The sequence below is a fragment of the Roseicella sp. DB1501 genome, assembly GCF_013112485.1.
In the GTDB taxonomy this organism is placed as follows: Bacteria; Pseudomonadota; Alphaproteobacteria; order Acetobacterales; family Acetobacteraceae; genus Paracraurococcus.
The window spans coordinates 519,952-536,065 of sequence record NZ_JABFHG010000001.1 but is presented as its reverse complement, the minus strand read 5'-3'; the positions used below and the strand labels follow the sequence as shown (position 1 = coordinate 536,065).

At 73.7% G+C, this 16,114-nt stretch carries 14 protein-coding genes; 7 read left to right on the top strand and 7 right to left on the bottom strand.

The window, feature by feature from the left end:
* Positions 1-95: 95 nt before the first annotated feature.
* The 4 genes from HJG45_RS02615 to HJG45_RS02600 form a co-directional block, all read right to left on the bottom strand.
* A complete protein-coding gene (locus HJG45_RS02615) occupies positions 96-1,325 on the bottom strand; it encodes an ABC transporter substrate-binding protein (RefSeq protein ID WP_171610495.1) in 1,230 nt (409 codons plus the stop codon).
* Between the two features lie 71 nt (positions 1,326-1,396).
* Positions 1,397-1,972, bottom strand: a complete 576-nt coding sequence (locus HJG45_RS02610; RefSeq protein WP_171610676.1) for a DNA-3-methyladenine glycosylase — start codon at positions 1,970-1,972, stop codon at positions 1,397-1,399.
* A gap of 119 nt (positions 1,973-2,091) precedes the next feature.
* Positions 2,092-3,066, bottom strand: coding sequence for a tripartite tricarboxylate transporter substrate binding protein (locus tag HJG45_RS02605; RefSeq protein ID WP_171610494.1), 975 nt, complete (start codon positions 3,064-3,066; stop codon positions 2,092-2,094).
* Between the two features lie 115 nt (positions 3,067-3,181).
* Complete coding sequence (locus HJG45_RS02600; RefSeq protein WP_171610493.1) at positions 3,182-4,579, bottom strand: L-lactate permease; 1,398 nt, start codon at positions 4,577-4,579, stop codon at positions 3,182-3,184.
* Between the two features lie 41 nt (positions 4,580-4,620).
* Here HJG45_RS02600 and HJG45_RS02595 point away from each other — a divergent pair, with 41 nt between their 5' ends.
* Positions 4,621-5,025 carry a gamma-glutamylcyclotransferase family protein gene (locus HJG45_RS02595; RefSeq protein WP_171610492.1) on the top strand — a complete coding sequence of 135 codons (405 nt, stop codon included), beginning with the start codon at positions 4,621-4,623 and terminating at the stop codon, positions 5,023-5,025.
* Between the two features lie 167 nt (positions 5,026-5,192).
* On the top strand, positions 5,193-5,744 hold the full coding sequence (locus tag HJG45_RS02590) for a 2'-5' RNA ligase family protein (protein ID WP_171610491.1): 552 nt from the start codon (positions 5,193-5,195) through the stop codon (positions 5,742-5,744).
* Positions 5,745-5,989: 245 nt separating this feature from the next.
* On the opposite strand, the gene HJG45_RS02585 is transcribed toward HJG45_RS02590, so the two are convergent.
* A complete protein-coding gene (locus HJG45_RS02585; protein ID WP_171610490.1) occupies positions 5,990-7,123 on the bottom strand; it encodes a M20/M25/M40 family metallo-hydrolase in 1,134 nt (377 codons plus the stop codon).
* 206 nt (positions 7,124-7,329) lie between these two features.
* On the opposite strand from HJG45_RS02585, the gene HJG45_RS02580 reads away from it, so the two are divergent.
* The 3 genes from HJG45_RS02580 (at position 7,330) to HJG45_RS02570 (ending at position 11,051) form a co-directional block, all read left to right on the top strand.
* On the top strand, positions 7,330-8,289 hold the full coding sequence (locus HJG45_RS02580) for a TauD/TfdA family dioxygenase (RefSeq protein WP_171610489.1): 960 nt from the start codon (positions 7,330-7,332) through the stop codon (positions 8,287-8,289).
* Between the two features lie 48 nt (positions 8,290-8,337).
* On the top strand, positions 8,338-9,084 hold the full coding sequence (locus tag HJG45_RS02575; RefSeq protein ID WP_171610488.1) for an aspartate/glutamate racemase family protein: 747 nt from the start codon (positions 8,338-8,340) through the stop codon (positions 9,082-9,084).
* Positions 9,085-9,146: 62 nt separating this feature from the next.
* Positions 9,147-11,051 (top strand): AsmA family protein, encoded by a 1,905-nt coding sequence (locus tag HJG45_RS02570; protein ID WP_171610487.1) that lies wholly within the window; start codon positions 9,147-9,149, stop codon positions 11,049-11,051.
* Here HJG45_RS02570 and HJG45_RS02565 read toward each other — a convergent pair.
* Positions 10,987-11,985, bottom strand: coding sequence for a tripartite tricarboxylate transporter substrate binding protein (locus HJG45_RS02565; protein ID WP_171610486.1), 999 nt, complete (start codon positions 11,983-11,985; stop codon positions 10,987-10,989). The two genes, HJG45_RS02570 and HJG45_RS02565, sit on opposite strands and share 65 nt — an antisense overlap.
* A 136-nt stretch (positions 11,986-12,121) precedes the next feature.
* Here HJG45_RS02565 and HJG45_RS02560 point away from each other — a divergent pair, with 136 nt between their 5' ends.
* A complete protein-coding gene (locus HJG45_RS02560) occupies positions 12,122-12,703 on the top strand; it encodes a cytochrome c (protein WP_171610485.1) in 582 nt (193 codons plus the stop codon).
* 15 nt (positions 12,704-12,718) lie between these two features.
* On the opposite strand, the gene HJG45_RS02555 is transcribed toward HJG45_RS02560, so the two are convergent.
* The gene (locus tag HJG45_RS02555; RefSeq protein ID WP_171610484.1) at positions 12,719-13,729 is read right to left on the bottom strand and encodes a tripartite tricarboxylate transporter substrate binding protein; all 1,011 of its coding nucleotides are present in this window, start codon (positions 13,727-13,729) and stop codon (positions 12,719-12,721) included.
* A gap of 591 nt (positions 13,730-14,320) precedes the next feature.
* Here HJG45_RS02555 and HJG45_RS02550 point away from each other — a divergent pair.
* On the top strand, positions 14,321-16,105 hold the full coding sequence (locus HJG45_RS02550; protein WP_171610483.1) for a glucan ABC transporter ATP-binding protein/ permease: 1,785 nt from the start codon (positions 14,321-14,323) through the stop codon (positions 16,103-16,105).
* The last annotated feature ends 9 nt before the right edge of the window (positions 16,106-16,114 follow it).

Below are 16,114 nucleotides of genomic sequence, written 5' to 3'. Positions count from 1 at the left end.
GAAGCGGGTAGCGTGGCATCGCCGGAGTGGGGGGGCGCGATGCCGAACCCGCATGGCGGCGCCGGCCCGGGCCGCCGGTGGCTTGCGCGACCCGGTCAGGCCAGCGGGCAGCCGCCCTCGGCGAGAGGCCGGAAGGCCTCCTCCGCCGGCGTGGTGGCGACCAAGCGGTAATAGTCGAAGGGCGCCCGCGACTCCTCCGGCCGCTTTACCTCGAAGAGATAGGCGGGGTGCAGCTTGCGCCCGTCCTTGCGGATGCTGCCGGCGCCGAAGCAGTCGTCATCGGTCGGCATCGCCTTCATCGCCGCGACGGTCTCCTGCCCGCTCTCCTTCGCCCGGGCGGTGCCCATCGCGGCGCAGGCCTTCAGGTAGTGCAGGGTCGCGGCATAGCCGCCGGCATTCATCTGGTTCGGGCAGGCGCCGCCGGTCCGCGCCTTCACCCGGTCCCAGAAGGCGCGGGTGCGGTCGTTGAGGTCCCAGTAGAAGCTCTCGGTCAGGCGCAGCCCCCGCGCCACCGGCAGACCCATGGTGTGGATGTCGGTGAGGTAGGCAAGCATGAGCGCGATCTTCATGCCGCGCTTCGGCAGGCCGAATTCCTGCGCCTGCTTCACCGCATTCACCGTGTCGTTGCCGGCATTGGCGAGGCCGAGCACCTTCGCCCCGCTCGCCTGCGCCTGCAGCAGCAGGGCGGAGAAATCCGTGGTCTGCGGGAAGGGGTAGCGGACCGCGCCCAGCACCTTGCCGCCCGCCGCCTCGATGAAGCCGCGCGCCTCGCGCTCGATGATATGGCCGAAGGCGTAGTCGGCGGTGATGAAGAACCAGGAGGTCCCGCCATCCTTCACCATCGCCGCGCTCGTCGCCTTGGAGAGCATGTAGGTGTCGTAGGTCCATTGCACCGTGTTCGGCGAGCATTGCGCGCCGGTCAACGCCGCGGTGGAGGCGCCGGAGGCGAGGAAGACCTTGTTCTTCTCCCGCGCGACGCCGGAGACCGCGAGCCCGACGGCCGAGTTGTTGACATCGACCACCGCATCGACCTCGCGCTGGTCGAACCACTGCCGCACGGTGTTGGCGCCGACATCGGTCTTGTTCTGGTGGTCGGCCTGCAGCAACTCGACGCGCAGGCCGGGATGCGCGGCCATCGCCTCGGCCACCGCCTGCTGCACGCAGGCAAGGGTGGTCGGGCCGGACCAGTCGCGATAGGGGCCGGAGAAGTCGGAGAGCACGCCGAGCCGGATCACCGGCGCCGCCCCGGTCTGGGCGCGGGCGCGGGCCAGCGGCAAGGCGAGGCCGGCGGCGGCAAGGCCGCGGCGGGTGAAACCTCGGGTCATGGACGATGCTCCCGGCGTCGTTCTCGTTGCGCCGGCAGCATGCGCGAAAGCCGCGTTCCTGGGAACCGAGCCTATTGCGGCTTGAAGGTGCTGCGCTTGGCGGCATCCGCCGTGCGCCAGAGATACCAGGCGGCGACGCTGCGCCAGGGCGCCCAGGACTCGCCGATGGCGGCGAGCTCCTTCGGCTTCGGCTGGACCTCGAGCCCGACCGCGACCTTCCAGCCCTCGCGCACGCCGAAATCGTCGACCGGCAGGATGTCGGGCCGGCCAAGGGTGAAGATCAGCAGCATCTCGACCGTCCAACGGCCGACGCCGCGGATGGCGACGAGGCGCTCGATCAGCGCCGCATCCGAGAGCTGGGCGCAGCCCGCGCGCGTCGGCACCAGCCCGCCCACGGATTTCTCGGCGATGTCGCGGATGGCGGCGATCTTGGATTGCGAGAAGCCGCAGGCGCGCATCGCCTCGGCGCTGGTCGCCAGCACCGTCTCGGGCGAGGGGAAGGCCTGCGTCGGATGCAGCGCCAGGAAGCGGCCGAGGATCGCCTCCGCCGCCCGGCCATGCACCTGCTGATGCGCGATGGCGCGCACCAGCGCCTCGTAGGGCTCGCGCTCCACCGGCGCCAGGGTGCAGGCGCCGATCCGCTTCATCCAGGGTTTCAGCGCCGGGTCCTTGCGGAGATGCCGCTCCGCCTTGGCCCAAGGACCGGCAGGCTGGCCGCCGCGGCCGAATTGGGCCGGCGCCGCACCCGTGCCGACGGTCTCGACCATCAGTCCACCGAAACCCCGGCCTCCTTGGCCATTTTCAGCCAGGTCGATTGCTCGCGCTCGAGCCAGGCCGGCACCTCGGCCGTCGGCACCAGCAGCGGATCGACATAGCTGGCGCGCAGCTTGGCCTGGGTCGCCTCGTCCATCGCCGCGGCGAAGGCCTGGCGGAGGCGCGCCACCACCGGCTCCGGCGTGCGGCGATGCACCAGCAGCGTGTTCCAGACCGAGACGGCATAGCCCTTGATGCCCGCCTCGGCGATGGTCGGCACCTCGGGCAGGGCTGAGGCGCGGGTCGCGGTGCTGACGCCGAGCGCGCGGAAGGTGCCGGCCTGCACCTGCTGCGTCGAGGTGGCGGTGGTGTCGAAGAGGAAGTCCACCTCGGCGGCGAGAAGCGCGGCGACGGCCGGCGAGGAGCCGCGATAGGGCACATGCGTCGCCTCGAAGCCGGCGAGGCGCTGCAGCAGCGTCGCGCAGAGATGCGAGGAGCTGCCGTTGCCGACCGAGCCGTAGATCAGCCCGCCCTTCTTGCCGCGCGCCACCAGCTCGGCGACCGAGCGGACATCGAGCCGCTTCGGGTTGACCGAGAGCACGTTGGCCATGTCGTTGATGGTGCCGAGCGGCAGGAAGTCCCGCATCAGGTCGACGCCGGAATTGGCGTAGAGCAGCGGATTCACGCCGAACATGGCGGCGGTGCCGATCAGCAGCGTGTAGCCGTCCGGCTCGGCATTGCTCGCCGCCTGGGCGCCGATGTTGCCGCCGGCCCCGGCGCGGTTCTCCACCACCACCGGCTGGCCGAGGCGCTGGCCGAGCGGCTCGGCGAGGATGCGGGCGACGATGTCGGTCACGCCGCCGGGCGGATAGCCGACGATCATCCGCACCGGATGGTCGGGGAAGCCGGATTGGGCGCCGGATTGGGCGAGGGACGGCGTGGCCAGCAGGGCGGCAGCGGTGCCGAGCGCGGCGCGGCGGGTGAGCATCGGAGGTTTCCTGGCTGGGTGCTGCTCCCGATCCCGGCCGCGTGGCGCGCCGGGAAGGGAGATGCGGCATCTTGGCGCCCAGGGATGAACGCGCTGTTGCTCTAGCAAGCGGCCTTCAACGCAGCAACAGCGTGGCTGCCCAGCCGATGCCGAGCACCATCGCCAGGGAGGGCCAGAGCAGCCGCCAGAGCTGCGCCGGGCGGGTGCCGTCGGCGAGCAGGCCGCAGACCAGGGCGGTGACGCCGAGGCTCGCCGGCACGCTGGCGGCGCCGGCGAAATTCTGCACCGCCGGGGCAAGCAGCGGCGGCAGGCCGGCGGCCTCGCCGAGCGCGACCTGCACCGGCATCAGTGCGCCGTTGGAGCCGACATTGCTGCCGGTGACGAGGCCCGAGAGCAACGCGAAGGGCGCGATGGCGAGCGGCGCCAGCGGCCCGAGCGCTGCCGCGGCGGCCCCGGCCAGCGCCGCGGCGGCGCCGCTCGCCGCCAGCAGCCGGCCGAGCAGGACATAGAGCAGCAGCGCGATGGCCGGCCGCCGCGCCCGGCGCAGCGCCTCGTGGGTCCGTGCCAGGCCGTCGCGGCGGCCAAGCAGCAGCCCGCCCGCGACCAGCCAGAGCACCACGGCGACATGGGTGAGCGGCAGGCCGGGATAGTCGGGGAAGGGATGCAGCGCCGGCGCTCCGGGCCAGAGCCGCGCCGCCAGCAGGCAGAGGGTCAGCAGCAGGTAGGGCGCCGCCCGGTCGAGCGCAGCCCGCGGATGCCGCGGCGGGTCGGCGCGCCAGAAGGCCCAGAGCATGACGGGCCCGGCCGAGAGGATGCCGGCCAGCTCGAAGGGCAGGGTCGCGGCGGCCAGCAGCAGCAGCCCGCCGAGCGCACCCAGCATGGCGGCTTGCGCCACCCGCTCGCGCCCGGGCACCGGCAGCCCGGCCCGCGCCGAGAGCGACCAGAGGAGCGGCGCCAGCAGCAGCAGCCAGGCCGCGGTCATCCAGGCATTGAGCCAGGACAGGGTCTGCGCCGGCACGCCGGCCAAGGTGGCGCCGAGCGCGGTGCCGGGGCCGAGGCCGCCCCAGGGGATCATCACCAGGGATTGCAGGGCGAGCGCCCCGGCCGCCCCCCCGCCGAACCCCATGCGCCGGAGCGCGGAGAGGGCGAAGACGGCGCCCACCCCGAAGCCGGTGACGCTCTCGAGGAAGGCGCCCATCGGCAGGGCGACCGCGAAGACCCGCGCCGGGCTGGGCGGACGCGCCCCGGCACCCTCTTCCTCCGGCGCGGTCGCGGCGGCGTGGAACAGCAGGCCGCCCGTGACGACGGCGACCGGCTGCAGCCCGAGGAAGAGCCAGCGCAGCGCCTGGTCGCGCAGGAAGCCGGGCAGCGCCGTGGGATCCGGCAGCGAGACCAGCACCGCGGGAAGGCTGGCGGCGAGGGCGATCAGGCAGGCGCCGACCGGCCCCGCCCGGCCGCTGCTGAGCAGGCCGAGAAGCAGCAGCAGCGGCAACGCCTGCAGCGCCAGCGTCACCGGCTTGCCTGGCCGGGCGCGGCGCGGGAGGCTCGCCGCCCATGGCCGATCTCTACGCCGCCTATGGCAGCAATCTCCAGCACGCGCAGATGCGGCAGCGCTGCCCCGGCGCAGAGGCGGCGGGCGCGCTGCTGCTGCCGGGCTGGCGGCTGGTGCTGCGGCGCTTCGCGCGGATCGAGCCCGATCCGGATGCCTCCTGCCCGGTCGGGCTCTGGCGCGTGGCGCCCGCGCATCTCGCCACGCTCGATCGGCTTGAGGGCACGCCCCGGGTCTACGAGCGCCGGCGCCTGGCGCTGCCGGACGGGGGCGCGGCCTGGATCTATATCGAGCGCCTGGACCGTCCCGGCCCGCCCGTGCCCGGCTATGTCGAGCGGCTGCGGCAGGGCTACCGGGATTTCGGCCTGGATCCGGCGCCGCTGGACGCGGCCATCGCCCGCGGCGGCTGAGGCCCGGTCGCCGGGTTGTTCGGCCGGCATCCCGATGCCCCGGCCGGCGTTGCCCTGCCGCCCGCCACGTCCCTCGCCGCCCGCCATTCCGTTTCCCCTCGGGCCGGCAGCCTGAGGCGGCGGGGCCGTGCCGGCAAGCCGGGCGGCCGATCGAGGAGCGAGACGCGATGGCAGGGGAGGAGGCGGCGCCGCTGGTCCTGACGCTCGGCCTGGATGCGGCGACTCAGGCCTGGCTGGAGGCGCTGCGGCAGCGGCATTTCCCGCCCGATCGCAACCGGGTGCCGGCGCATGTCACGCTCTTCCACGCGCTGCCGGGCGGCGCGGCGGCGGAGATCTGGGCAACCCTGGCCGATGAGGCGGCGGCGCTGCCGCCGGCCCCGGTGACGGTCGGGCCGCCGCGGCTGCTCGGCCGCGGCGTTGCGCTGGCGATCGCGTCGCCGACGATCGCCGCGCTGCGGGCGCGCCTCGGCGCCGCCTGGCAGGGCTGGCTGACGGCGCAGGACCGGCAGCCCTGGCGCCCGCATGCCACGGTGCAGAACAAGGTCGCGCCCGAGGCGGCGCGCGCCCTGCACCGGCAGCTCACCGTCGAGACGGCGGTGCGAAGCGCGCGGGCGGCGGCGCTGCTGCTCTGGCACTATCGCGGGCCGCGCGCCGGTGGGGAGAGCGACTGGGAGGCGGCGGCGCGGCTGCCCTTCGGCGCCAAAGAAAGAGGGCACTGAACGGGGCTACTCGCGCGGGCCCGCATGAATGGCGTTGGCATGAAGGCGCCCATCGGAACCGTCGCTGCCCGGTGCCCTGCCGCGGCGAAGACGCGGCAGGCTGTGATGTCCGTTGGGCGCGGCTCGCCGCGGCAGGCCGTGACGTCCCTTGGGCGCGGCTTCGCCGCGGCGGGCCGTGACGCGCTCGGGGCAGGCAGCGAATCACGGCGCCCCCGCAAAGCCGCGACGCGGTTTCGTGGGGAGTCTCACGCCACCTGCAGCAGCCCGGCGATCAGCTTCGCCCGCGGCACCAGGCTGGAGATCAGCAGGTGCTCCTCCAGCGTGTGCCCTCCCGCGCCCTGCACGCCGAGCCCATCGAGCGTCGGGATGCCCATGGCGCCGGTGAAATTGCCGTCCGAGCCGCCACCCGCACTCTGATGCGCGATGTCGAAGCCGATGCGCTGGGCGATCTGCCGCGCCGTGCCGTAAAGCGCCATGACCTTCTCGTCCGGTTCCCAGACCGGCCGCGTCACGCCGCGCGTCACGGCGAGCTGCACGTCGTTCCCGGTCGGGCGCAGCGACAGCATCTTCTCCACCGCCTCGTCGAGATCCTCCTGCCGCTTGGCCATGGAGAGGCTCTCGGCATCGCAATAGGTGGCGACGCAGTTCACCCATTGCCCGCCATGGATGACGCCGACCGAATAGGTGACGGCGTCGCTGGTCATCGCCTCGATCGCCACCACCTGCCGGCACATCTCGCGGATCGCGCTGCGGCCATCGGCGAGGCGCGCGCCGGCATGGCTCGGCTTGCCGGTGGTGCGCAGGTTGAAGCGGGCGATGGCGTAGCGGCCGGTCACCACGCCGCCATCCGGCCGCGCCGGCTCCGGCACCAGCACCACGGCATGCCTGGCCGCTTCCGCCTCGATCAGGTCGCGCGTCGAGGGGCTGCCCACCTCCTCGTCGCTGGTCAGCAGCACCGTCACCGGCCGGCGGGTGGCGATGCCGGCGCGGATGAGCTGGCGGATCGCCTCGACGGCGATCCAGTTGCCGCCCTTCATGTCGTAGACGCCGGGGCCGTAGAGCCGGTCGCCCTCGCGCCGCCAGGGCAGCGGCTCCAGCGTGCCGATCGGGTGCACCGTGTCGAGATGGCCCATCACCAGGATGCCGGGCTCCTGCGGGCGCGGATGCGGGAAGCTTGCCCGCACGCAGTCGCCGAAGCCCATGCGGCCGGGGATGGTCTCGACCCGCGCGCCCATCAGGGCGAGGTCGCGGGCGGCGATGCCCATCATCCGGTTGACCGCGGCGGCATCGAAGGTCGGGCTCTCGCACTCCACCCAGTGGCGCAGCCCGGGCAGCATCGCCTCGGCATCGAAGGGCAGGTCGAGGGCGGGCGCGTCCATCGCTATCTCCTGGCTTGTCGCGGCAAGCCTCCCGCGCCCGGGCCGCGGCATCAAGGGGCCGGGCCCCAAGGCGGGATCGGCTGGCGCCGAGGGAGGGAGGGCGCCGCCGGGGCGGGCACGCCACGGCCCGGATCATTTGCAGGCTGCACGGCCGACGTGCATTTGCACGCTCTACGCTTGTCCTGTCCTTGGTCTAGACTGCCGGCATGACCCCCCCTCGTCGCCTCGTGCCGCAGGCCGGCCCCTCCGTCTGGACCGGCGCCGCGCTCACCCCCGCCGATTGGATGCTGCCGATCGGCGTGGATGCGACGGCCGCGCTCGCCGCCGCGCTCGCCGCCCTCGATGGCCGCCCGCCCGCGGGCCCGGCCGATGCCGCGCTGCCCGGCCTGGCGCCGGTGCTGCGCGAGGTGGCCGAGCGGCTCGAGCACGGCCGCGGCTTCGTCCTGCTCCGCGGCCTCGACCTGGAGCGGCTGCCGGGTCCGGCCGCGGAGGGGGCGCTGCTGCTACTCGGCGCGCATCTCGGCATCAGCCTGCCGCAGGATGCGGCGGGCGGCTGCATCGGGCGGCTCGCCGGCCCCGGCACGGAGGCCGCGACGCCGCCGCGCTTCCACGCCGATCCGGCGGATGCGGTGGCGCTGCTCTGCCTGCGGCAGCGGCGCGAGGGCGGCGCGGTGACGCTGGTCTCGGCGCCGGCGCTGCACAACGCGCTGCTGAAATCCGACCGCGCGGCGCTCGCCGTGCTGCATGCCGGCCTGCCGCACCGGACCGGCGAGGGCGCGACGGCGCAGATCCCGGTCTTCAGCACCGCGAGCGGCAGCTTCGTCGGCCGCTACGACCGGGCGGCGCTGCCGGAGACGGGGCTGGAGCCGGCGCATGACCAGGCGCTCGCGGCCCTCGACGCGGCCGCGGCGGCGCCCGGCCAGGCGCTCTCCCTCGCCTTGCATGCGGGCGACGTGCTCTTCCTCAACCCGCATCTCGTCTGGAAGCAGGTGATCACCGGCGAAGCGCCGGAGAGCCCGGGCGCGGCCCGCGAATTGCTCCGCCTCTGGCTGGCCGTGCCCGGCTCGCGCGCCCTGCCGGAGAGCTTCGGCGTGGTCTTCGGCCCGACGGCGGCCGGCGCGACGCGCGGCGGCGTGCCGCAGGCGGGCGGCATGGTCGGCGGCTGAGCGCGTCGCGCCGCCCCTTCATCCCGCCGCGCCGAAGGAGACCGTTCTATGCCCGCCCCGATCCGACTCCTGGTGGCGAATGCCAACACCACCGACGCGATCACCGATCTCTGCGCCGCGGCCGCCCGCGCCGCCGCCGCGCCGGGCACCGAGATCGTCCCGGCGACGCCGCGCTTCGGGCCGGCGGTGATCGCCACGCGGGCCGAGGGCGCGATCGCCGCGCATGGCCTGCTGGCGCTGCTCGCCGAGCATGCCGGCGCGGTGGATGGCGTCCTGCTTGCCGTCTCGCATGACACGGCGCTGGAAGCGGCGCGGCAGCTCCTGCCCTGCCCGGTGGTCGGCATGACCGAGGCGGCCTGCTTCGCCGCCTGCCTGCTCGGCGGCCGCTTCGGGTTGGTGACGATGGGCAGCGTCGATCCCTACCGCGAGCGGATCGCGCAGCATGGCCTCGCCACCCGCCTCGCCGCGCTGCGCGGCATCGCTCTGACGCCGCAGGATGCGGTGCGCGACCCGGAGGCGGTGGCGCGGCAGATGGATGCGGCGATCGCCGAGGTGGTGGCGGAGGGGGCGGATGCCGTGGTGCTCGGCGGCGCCGCGCTCGCCGGCATGGGGCCGAGGCTGCAACGCGCAGCGCGGGTGCCGCTGCTGGATGGCATCGCCTGCGGCGTGAAGCTGCTGGAGATGCTGGTCGCGCTCCGGCCGCCGAAGCCGCTGACCGGCAGCTATGCGCCGCCGCTGGGACGGGAGAGCAAGGGCCTGGATCCGGCGCTCGCCGCCCTGCTGCGGAGGGCCTGAGCGCGCCGGCTGGTCGCCGCGCCGCCGGGTCGATACGGGTCGGGCAAACCACGGGAGGTTCGTTGCTTCGTCCTGTCCTGTCAGGCCTCAGCGTGCTGCTCTGGCTGCCGGCGCTCGGCCTCGGCGCCATCCTGCTGCTCGGCCATCTCGACCTCGCCGGCTTGGCGGCGGCCCGGGCCGCCGCCACGCTGGGCCGGGCGGTGACGATCGAGTCGCTGCGCCTGGCGCCCGATCGCTGGCTGCGACTCGAGCTGCGCGGACTGCGGGTCGCCAATCTCGAGGGCGGCACGCGGCCGGAGATGCTGGTGCTGCACCGGGCGGCGCTGGAGCTGGACCTGCTCTCCCTCCTCCACGGCCCGCCGCATCTGCGCGCGGTCGAGGTCGAGGGCGCGAGCCTCTATCTCGAGCATGTCCGCGACGGCCGGAAGAACTGGCAATTCGGCCCGGCCCGGCCGGCGGCCGACGCGCCGCCCGACCGCAGCGGCGTGCCGATGCTCTTGGACGCCGCGCTGCGCGACAGCGAGATCGTCATCCGCACCAGTCGCGGCCATCTGCTGCGCACCGCCCTGCACCGGGCGACGATCCGGGCCGAGGATGCGGCGAGCCCGATCCGCATCGAGGCCGCCGGCGCCTATAACGACATCGGCGTCGGGCTCGAGGGCGAGCTCGACTCCATCGCCCGGCTGCGCGATGCCGGCCGGCCCTTCGGCACGCGCCTGCACCTCGCCTCGGGCGATACGCGGCTCGACTTCACGGGCGAGATGCAGGACCCCTTCGACATCGATGGGGCGGAGGGCCATGCGGTGCTGCGCGCGCCGACGCTCGACCGGCTGCTCGCGTTCGGCGGCGCCGATTCGGCGATCGCGGGCGGGCTCGATCTCGAAGGGCGGCTGGTGCATCGCGGGCCGGTCTGGCGGCTGACCGAGGGGCGCGGGCGGCTGGAGGGCGAGACGGTCGCGGTGCGCCTGGCGCAGTTCACCGAGGGCGTCCGGGGCGAGCCGGATGCCGTCGCGCTCGATCTCGGCCTCGGCCGGCTCGACCTCAACCGCCGGCTCGCCGCCGGCCCGCGCCAGAGCGAGGCGGAGGCGGACCTGCCGCTGGCCGTCAGTGCCTCGCCCGATCCGCTGCTCGCGGCCCGGATCACCGTCGAGGAGCTGCTCTATTCGCGGCTGGAGGCGCGCGACGTCGTCCTCGAGGCCTCGCTCCAGCCGAGCCGTATCGCCGTCACCACCCTGGCGCTCAGCACCAGCGGCGCCCGGCTGCGCGCCAGCGGACGCGTGGATGGCCGCGGCAATGGCGGCGTGGTGAATGCCGAGGTGCGCATGGAGGAGGGCGATGTCGATACCATGCGGCGTGTTCTCGGCCTGCGGCCGCTGCCCCTCGCCGGGCGGCTCGATGGCTGGGTCACGGCCCAGGGCGAGGGCGAGCGGCTGAATGCCGCGGCGCGTGGGGCGCAGGTCTCGGCCGTGCTCGCCATGCAGCAGGGGCAGGTCGCGCGCGAGGTGATCGAGATGGCCTCGACCGATATCCGCCTGCTCTTCCGCCGCGCCCGCGGCATGACGCCCGTCTCCTGCCTGCTCGGCGTGCTGGAGATGCGGGCCGGGGTCGGCGAGGTGGCGCCGCTGCGCATCCGCTCGGCCGAGGGGCAGGTGGCGGGCACGGCCAGCTTCGACCTGAACCGCCGGCAGCTCGACCTGGTGATCGGCAGCCTGCGCAGCACGACGAGCTTCTGGGCGCTCGACATCCCGATGCGCGTGTTCGGCAGCTTCGCCAATCCGACCATCCGGCCGGCGCGCTGGTCGGCGGATGGCCGGGCGCGGCTCGCCGCCGCCGATGCGGTGGCGCCGCTGCCGCCGCGGCTGCGCGACTTCGCGCAGCGCAACCCCTGCTTCCAGGCGGCGGCTATTCCAGCCGCGCCCCCGAGATCCGCACCACCTCCGCCCACTTCGCGTTCTCGCTCGCAATGAAGCGGCCGAATTCCTCGGGGTCCATCGGCCGCGGCGCGCTGCCGATCTCGCGCAGCTTCGCCTGCACTGGCGCCTCGGCGAGGGCGCGCAGGGTGGCGCCGGCCACCGCGTCGATCACCGGCCGCGGCACCTTGGCCGGCGCCTGCAGGCCGAACCAGGCCACCGCCTCGAAGCCCTTGAGGCCGAGCGTCGCGCCCGCCTCGGCAACCGTCGGCGTCTCCGGCGCGGTGAACCAGCGCTCCTTCGAGGTGACGGCGAGCAGGCGGAGCGCGCCGGAGGCGAGGTGCGGCAGATAGGCCGGCAGGTTGTCGACCGCGACCTGCAGGCGCCCGGCGAGCAGCTCCGGGATCACCGCGCCGGTGCCGCGATAGGGCACGTGCTGCAGGTCGATGCCGGCGCGGGACTTCAGCAGCTCGCCGCAGAGATGGCCGGAGGTGCCGTTGCCCGGCGTGCCGTAATTCATGCCGCCCGGATCACCCTTCGCCAGGGCGACCAGCTCGGCCAGGCTCTGCGCCGGCACCCGGGCATCGACGATGATGCCGTTCGCCACCTCGTTCACCAGCGCGATCGGCGCGAGGTCCTTCTGCGCGTCATAGGGCAGCTTCTGGTAGAGGTACTGGTTGATGCTGGCCGTGCCGATCGTCGCCATCAGCAGGGTGTGGCCGTCCGGCTCCGCCTTGGCGACGGCATCGGCGCCGAGATTGCCGCCGGCGCCGGCGCGGTTGTCGATCACCACCGGCTGGCCGAGCAGGGTGCCGAGCTGCTCGGCGATGACCCGGGCGGTCACGTCGGTGGCGCCGCCGGCCTGGAAGGGCACGATGAGCCGGATCGGCCGGTCGGGCCAGGAAGCGGCGGCGGCCGGCCGGACATGCAGCAGGCTGGGCGCGGCGAGGAGGGGAAGGGCGCCCAGCAGGGTGCGGCGGGTCGTTCTCATGGGGCGGGGCGGTTACCCCGCGGCAGCGTCTGCGGCAAGGCCGAACCGACCGCCGCAGGGGTTGCGGCGCGCGCCGCCCCGGCCTTCGATGCCGCCGATGCCTTGCCCACGCGCGCAGACGAAGGATGTCCATGGGATGCCAAGGCGCCGGTCGCCGCCCGGCGCCGGCGCGGTGGCACGGCCGGGCCGTGGCGGCTGGCGCCGCCGCCTGGCGCTGTTGGCCGCCGGCCTGGCGGGTCTTGGCCTCGCCGGTCTCGCGGCCGGGTGGGCGGGCCTGTGGCCGGAGGATGCCGTGGCGCGCGGCGGCCGGCTCTATGCCGCGAATTGCGCGGCCTGCCATGGCGCCGCCTTGCAGGGCGTGGAGGCTCCGCCGGCCATGGGGCGTGAGCCGCGGCGCGCCGCCCCGCCGCTCGGCTCTTCCGGTCATGCCTGGCAGCACGGCGATGCCGAGTTGCTGGCGATGATGATGGATGGCTCGGGGGATGCCGCGGGCATGCCGGGCTTCGCCGGGCGGCTCGAGGTGGCGGAGGCGCGCGCCATCCTCGCCTTCGTGAAGCAGCACTGGCCGCCGGGCATGCGGATCGCCCAGTCGCTGCTCAATCCCGGCGCGGAGAGGGTGATCGCGGCCCTGACGCGGGAGGGGACCGAGTGGACCTTCCCGCCGGACTGCCGGCCGCCGGGGCAGTCTCTGCCGGCCGCCCCCCCGAACCAGCCGTAAGGCCCGGCGCCGCGCCTATTCCGCCGAGGCGCCGGAGCGCTTGACCACCTCGGCCCATTTGGCGATCTCAGCGCGGACGAAGGCCTTGAAGGCGGCTGGGCTGGTGCCGCCATCCGCGGTCAGGCCCGGCGGCATGCCGCCGAGATCGGCGACCTTCTCCCGCGTCGCCGGCTCCTTCATGATCGCGTCGATTTCCTTCCCGAGCCGGTCGATGATCGGCTGCGGCGTCTTGAGTGGCACCTGGATGCCGAACCAGGCGGTGGCCAGCACGTCGGGGAAGCCGGCCTCGGCGGTGGTCGGCACGTTGGGCAGGGCGGGCGAGCGGGTCTTGGTGGTGACGGCGAGCGGGCGCAGCCGGCCGTCCCGGATATGGCCGATCACCGAGGGCAGGTTGTCGATCCCGACCTCGATCCGGCCGGCGATGACCTCCTGCAGCATCGGCCCGGCGCCGCGGAAGGGGACGTGGATGAGGTCGATGCCGGCCACGGCCTTCAGCAGCTCACCGGTCATGTGCAGCGAGGTCCCGGCGCCCGAGCTGCCGTAATTGAGCTGGCCCGGCTTCGACTTGGCGAGGGCGACCAGCTCCTGCAGCGTCTTCGCCGGCAGGGCGTTGGTGACGAAGATCAGGTTCGGCACCTGCGTCATCAGCCCGACATCGATCAGGTCATCGGGCTTGTAGGGCATCTTGGCGCCGTAGAGGCTGTAGTTGATGGCGCCGGAGGAGACGGTGCACATCAGCAGCGTGTAGCCGTCCGGCTCGGCCTTCACGACATAGTCCGAGCCGACATTGCCGCCGGCGCCGGGACGGTTCTCCACCACCACCGGCTGGCCGAGATGCGCGGTCAGGCGCTCGGCGAGGATGCGGGCGGCGATGTCGGTGGTGCCGGCCGGGGTGAAGGGCACGACGATGCGCACCGGGCGGGACGGCCAGGGCTCCTCGGCCCTGGCGGGGGCGATGGCAGGGGTGATGGCGGGGAGGGCGAGCAGCCCGGCACTGGTGGCGAGCGTGGCACGGCGGGTGATCATGGTGGCTTTTCTCCCGGTCTTCGGCGCCGCGCCCCGGCAGGAGGGGGCGGCGCCGTTCTTGCGTTTCTCTTGCGTTCCCGGCGGCACGATGCCGGAGGGGCATGCCGGCAGGCCCGGCCCGCCGCCCTATCCCTATCCATCGGCCGGTATCCATCGACCGGCCCGGGCGATCAATCCGGTATTGTGCCGCTCGGCGAAGGATCATGCCACCGGATGCTGTATGCGCGGTGAACGCCGCCCGCCCCGTCCCGGTGCCGCGGCGGCGCTTCCGCCCTGGGCGGGGGCTTCCCCCTCGACCGATCACATTCGGCAGATGACCGGCAGCCCGGCCGGGGGCGGCCGGTACCGCGCCGGTGCTGCCCGCCCGACGCAGCGGGACGCGCCTCAGCCCGCTCCGGCCGGGCTTCGGCGGCCTTGTCGCGGGGGAACTCCCCGCCGCTTCGACCGATCACCCGGCGGGGTCGCCGCGCGGCTGCCGGGCCGGCGAGGCTTGCCCAATGGGCGGGACGGACTGTAGGCAGCGCGCGACGAAGTCCTGTGGCTGCTGCATGATGGGCAGCTGGTGATCGGGGCAGACGGGGGCGCCGCCGGATGCAACTTGTCAGGCTGTATGGACGGGTCCTGGGACTGCTGAAGTCCGACAAATGGGTGGCGATCGGGATGACCGTCGCCAATGTCGCCATGGCCGGGCTCATCTTCCTCGAGCCCGTGCTGTTCGGCCGGGTGGTCGACGTGCTGACCCGCGCCGCCTACATGACGCGCGAGGCGGTCTGGTCCGAGGCGCTCGCCCTGCTCGCGCTCTGGGCGGCGGTCGGGCTGTCGGGCATCGGCGCCAATGTGGCGGTCTCGCTGCTCGCCGACCGCATGGCGCACCGCAACCGTCTCGCGGCCATGGCGCGCTACTTCCAGCACGTTCTGTCCCTGCCGCTCTCCTTCCACGGCGACATCCAGTCCGGCCGGCTGATGAAGGTTATGCTGACGGGCACCGACAACCTGTTCAGCATGTGGCTCAGCTTCTTCCGCGACCACATGTCGACCTTCATCGCGGCGCTGATCCTGATGCCGCTGACGCTGGCGATGAACTGGCGGCTGGGCCTGCTGCTGGTGGTGCTGGTGGTGGTCTTCGCGGTGCTGATCACCCTCATCATCCAGAAGACCGAGAACGCCCAGGCCCAGGTGGAGCGCTTCCAGACCCAGCTCGCCGGCAATGCGCAGGACGCGCTCTCGAACGTCGTTGTCGTCCAGTCCTTCACCCGCCTGAACTCCGAGGCGCGGATGTTCGGCGACATCGTCCGCCAGGTGCTGGACCACCAGTTCCCGGTGCTGAACTGGTGGGCGCTGGTTTCGGTGCTGACGCGCGCCGCCAGCACCATCACCACCATCTCGATCTTCATGCTCGGCACGGTGCTGCACCTGGACGGCAAGGCCTCGGTCGGCGAGATCGTCAGCTTCATGGGCTTCGCCAACCTCGTCATCGGCAAGCTCGAGGCGGCGGTCGCCTTCGTCTCGCGCCTGGTCTTCCAGGCGCCGGCCATCCAGCAATTCTTCGAGGTGCTGGACGCCAGGAGCAGCGTGCCGGAGAAGCCGGGCGCCGCGGCGCTCTCCGACGTGAAGGGCGAGGTCGCCTTCGAGAACGTCTCCTTCGCCTATCCCGGCGGGCCGCGCATCCTCTCCGACGTGTCCTTCCGGGCGGCGCCGGGGCGGACCCTGGCGCTGGTCGGGCAGACGGGCGCGGGCAAGTCCACCGCCATGGCGCTGCTGCAGCGGCTATGGGACCCGAGCGGCGGCCGGGTGACGATTGATGGCCACGACCTGCGCGACGTCACCATCGAGAGCCTGCGGCACAATATCGGCGTGGTGTTCCAGGAGAGCATGCTCTTCAACCGCACCATCAGGGACAACCTGCTGGTCGGGCGGCCGGGCGCGACCCAGGACGAGATCGAGCGGGCCTGCCGCATGGCCGAGGCGCATGACTTCATCACCCGCCAGCCGCGCGGCTACGACACGCTGGTCGGGGAGCGGGGCGCCAGCCTCTCGGGCGGCCAGCGGCAGCGGCTCGCCATCGCGCGCGCCCTGCTGAAGGACCCGCCGATCCTGATCCTGGACGAGGCGACCAGCGCGCTCGACGCCGCGACCGAGGCCCGGGTGCAGAAGGCGCTGAAGGCGCTGATGGCGGGCCGCACCACCTTCATCATCGCCCATCGGCTCTCCACGGTCCGGGATGCGGACGAGATCATGGTCTTCGAGAGCGGCCAGATCGCCGAGCGGGGCACCTTCGATGCGCTGGTCCGCCAGGGCGGCCGCTTCGCCGAGCTGGTGCGGACCCAGCTCACCAGCGCCGAGCCGATGAACGAGGCCGTGAAGGCGGCCGAATAGGCCTCGCCG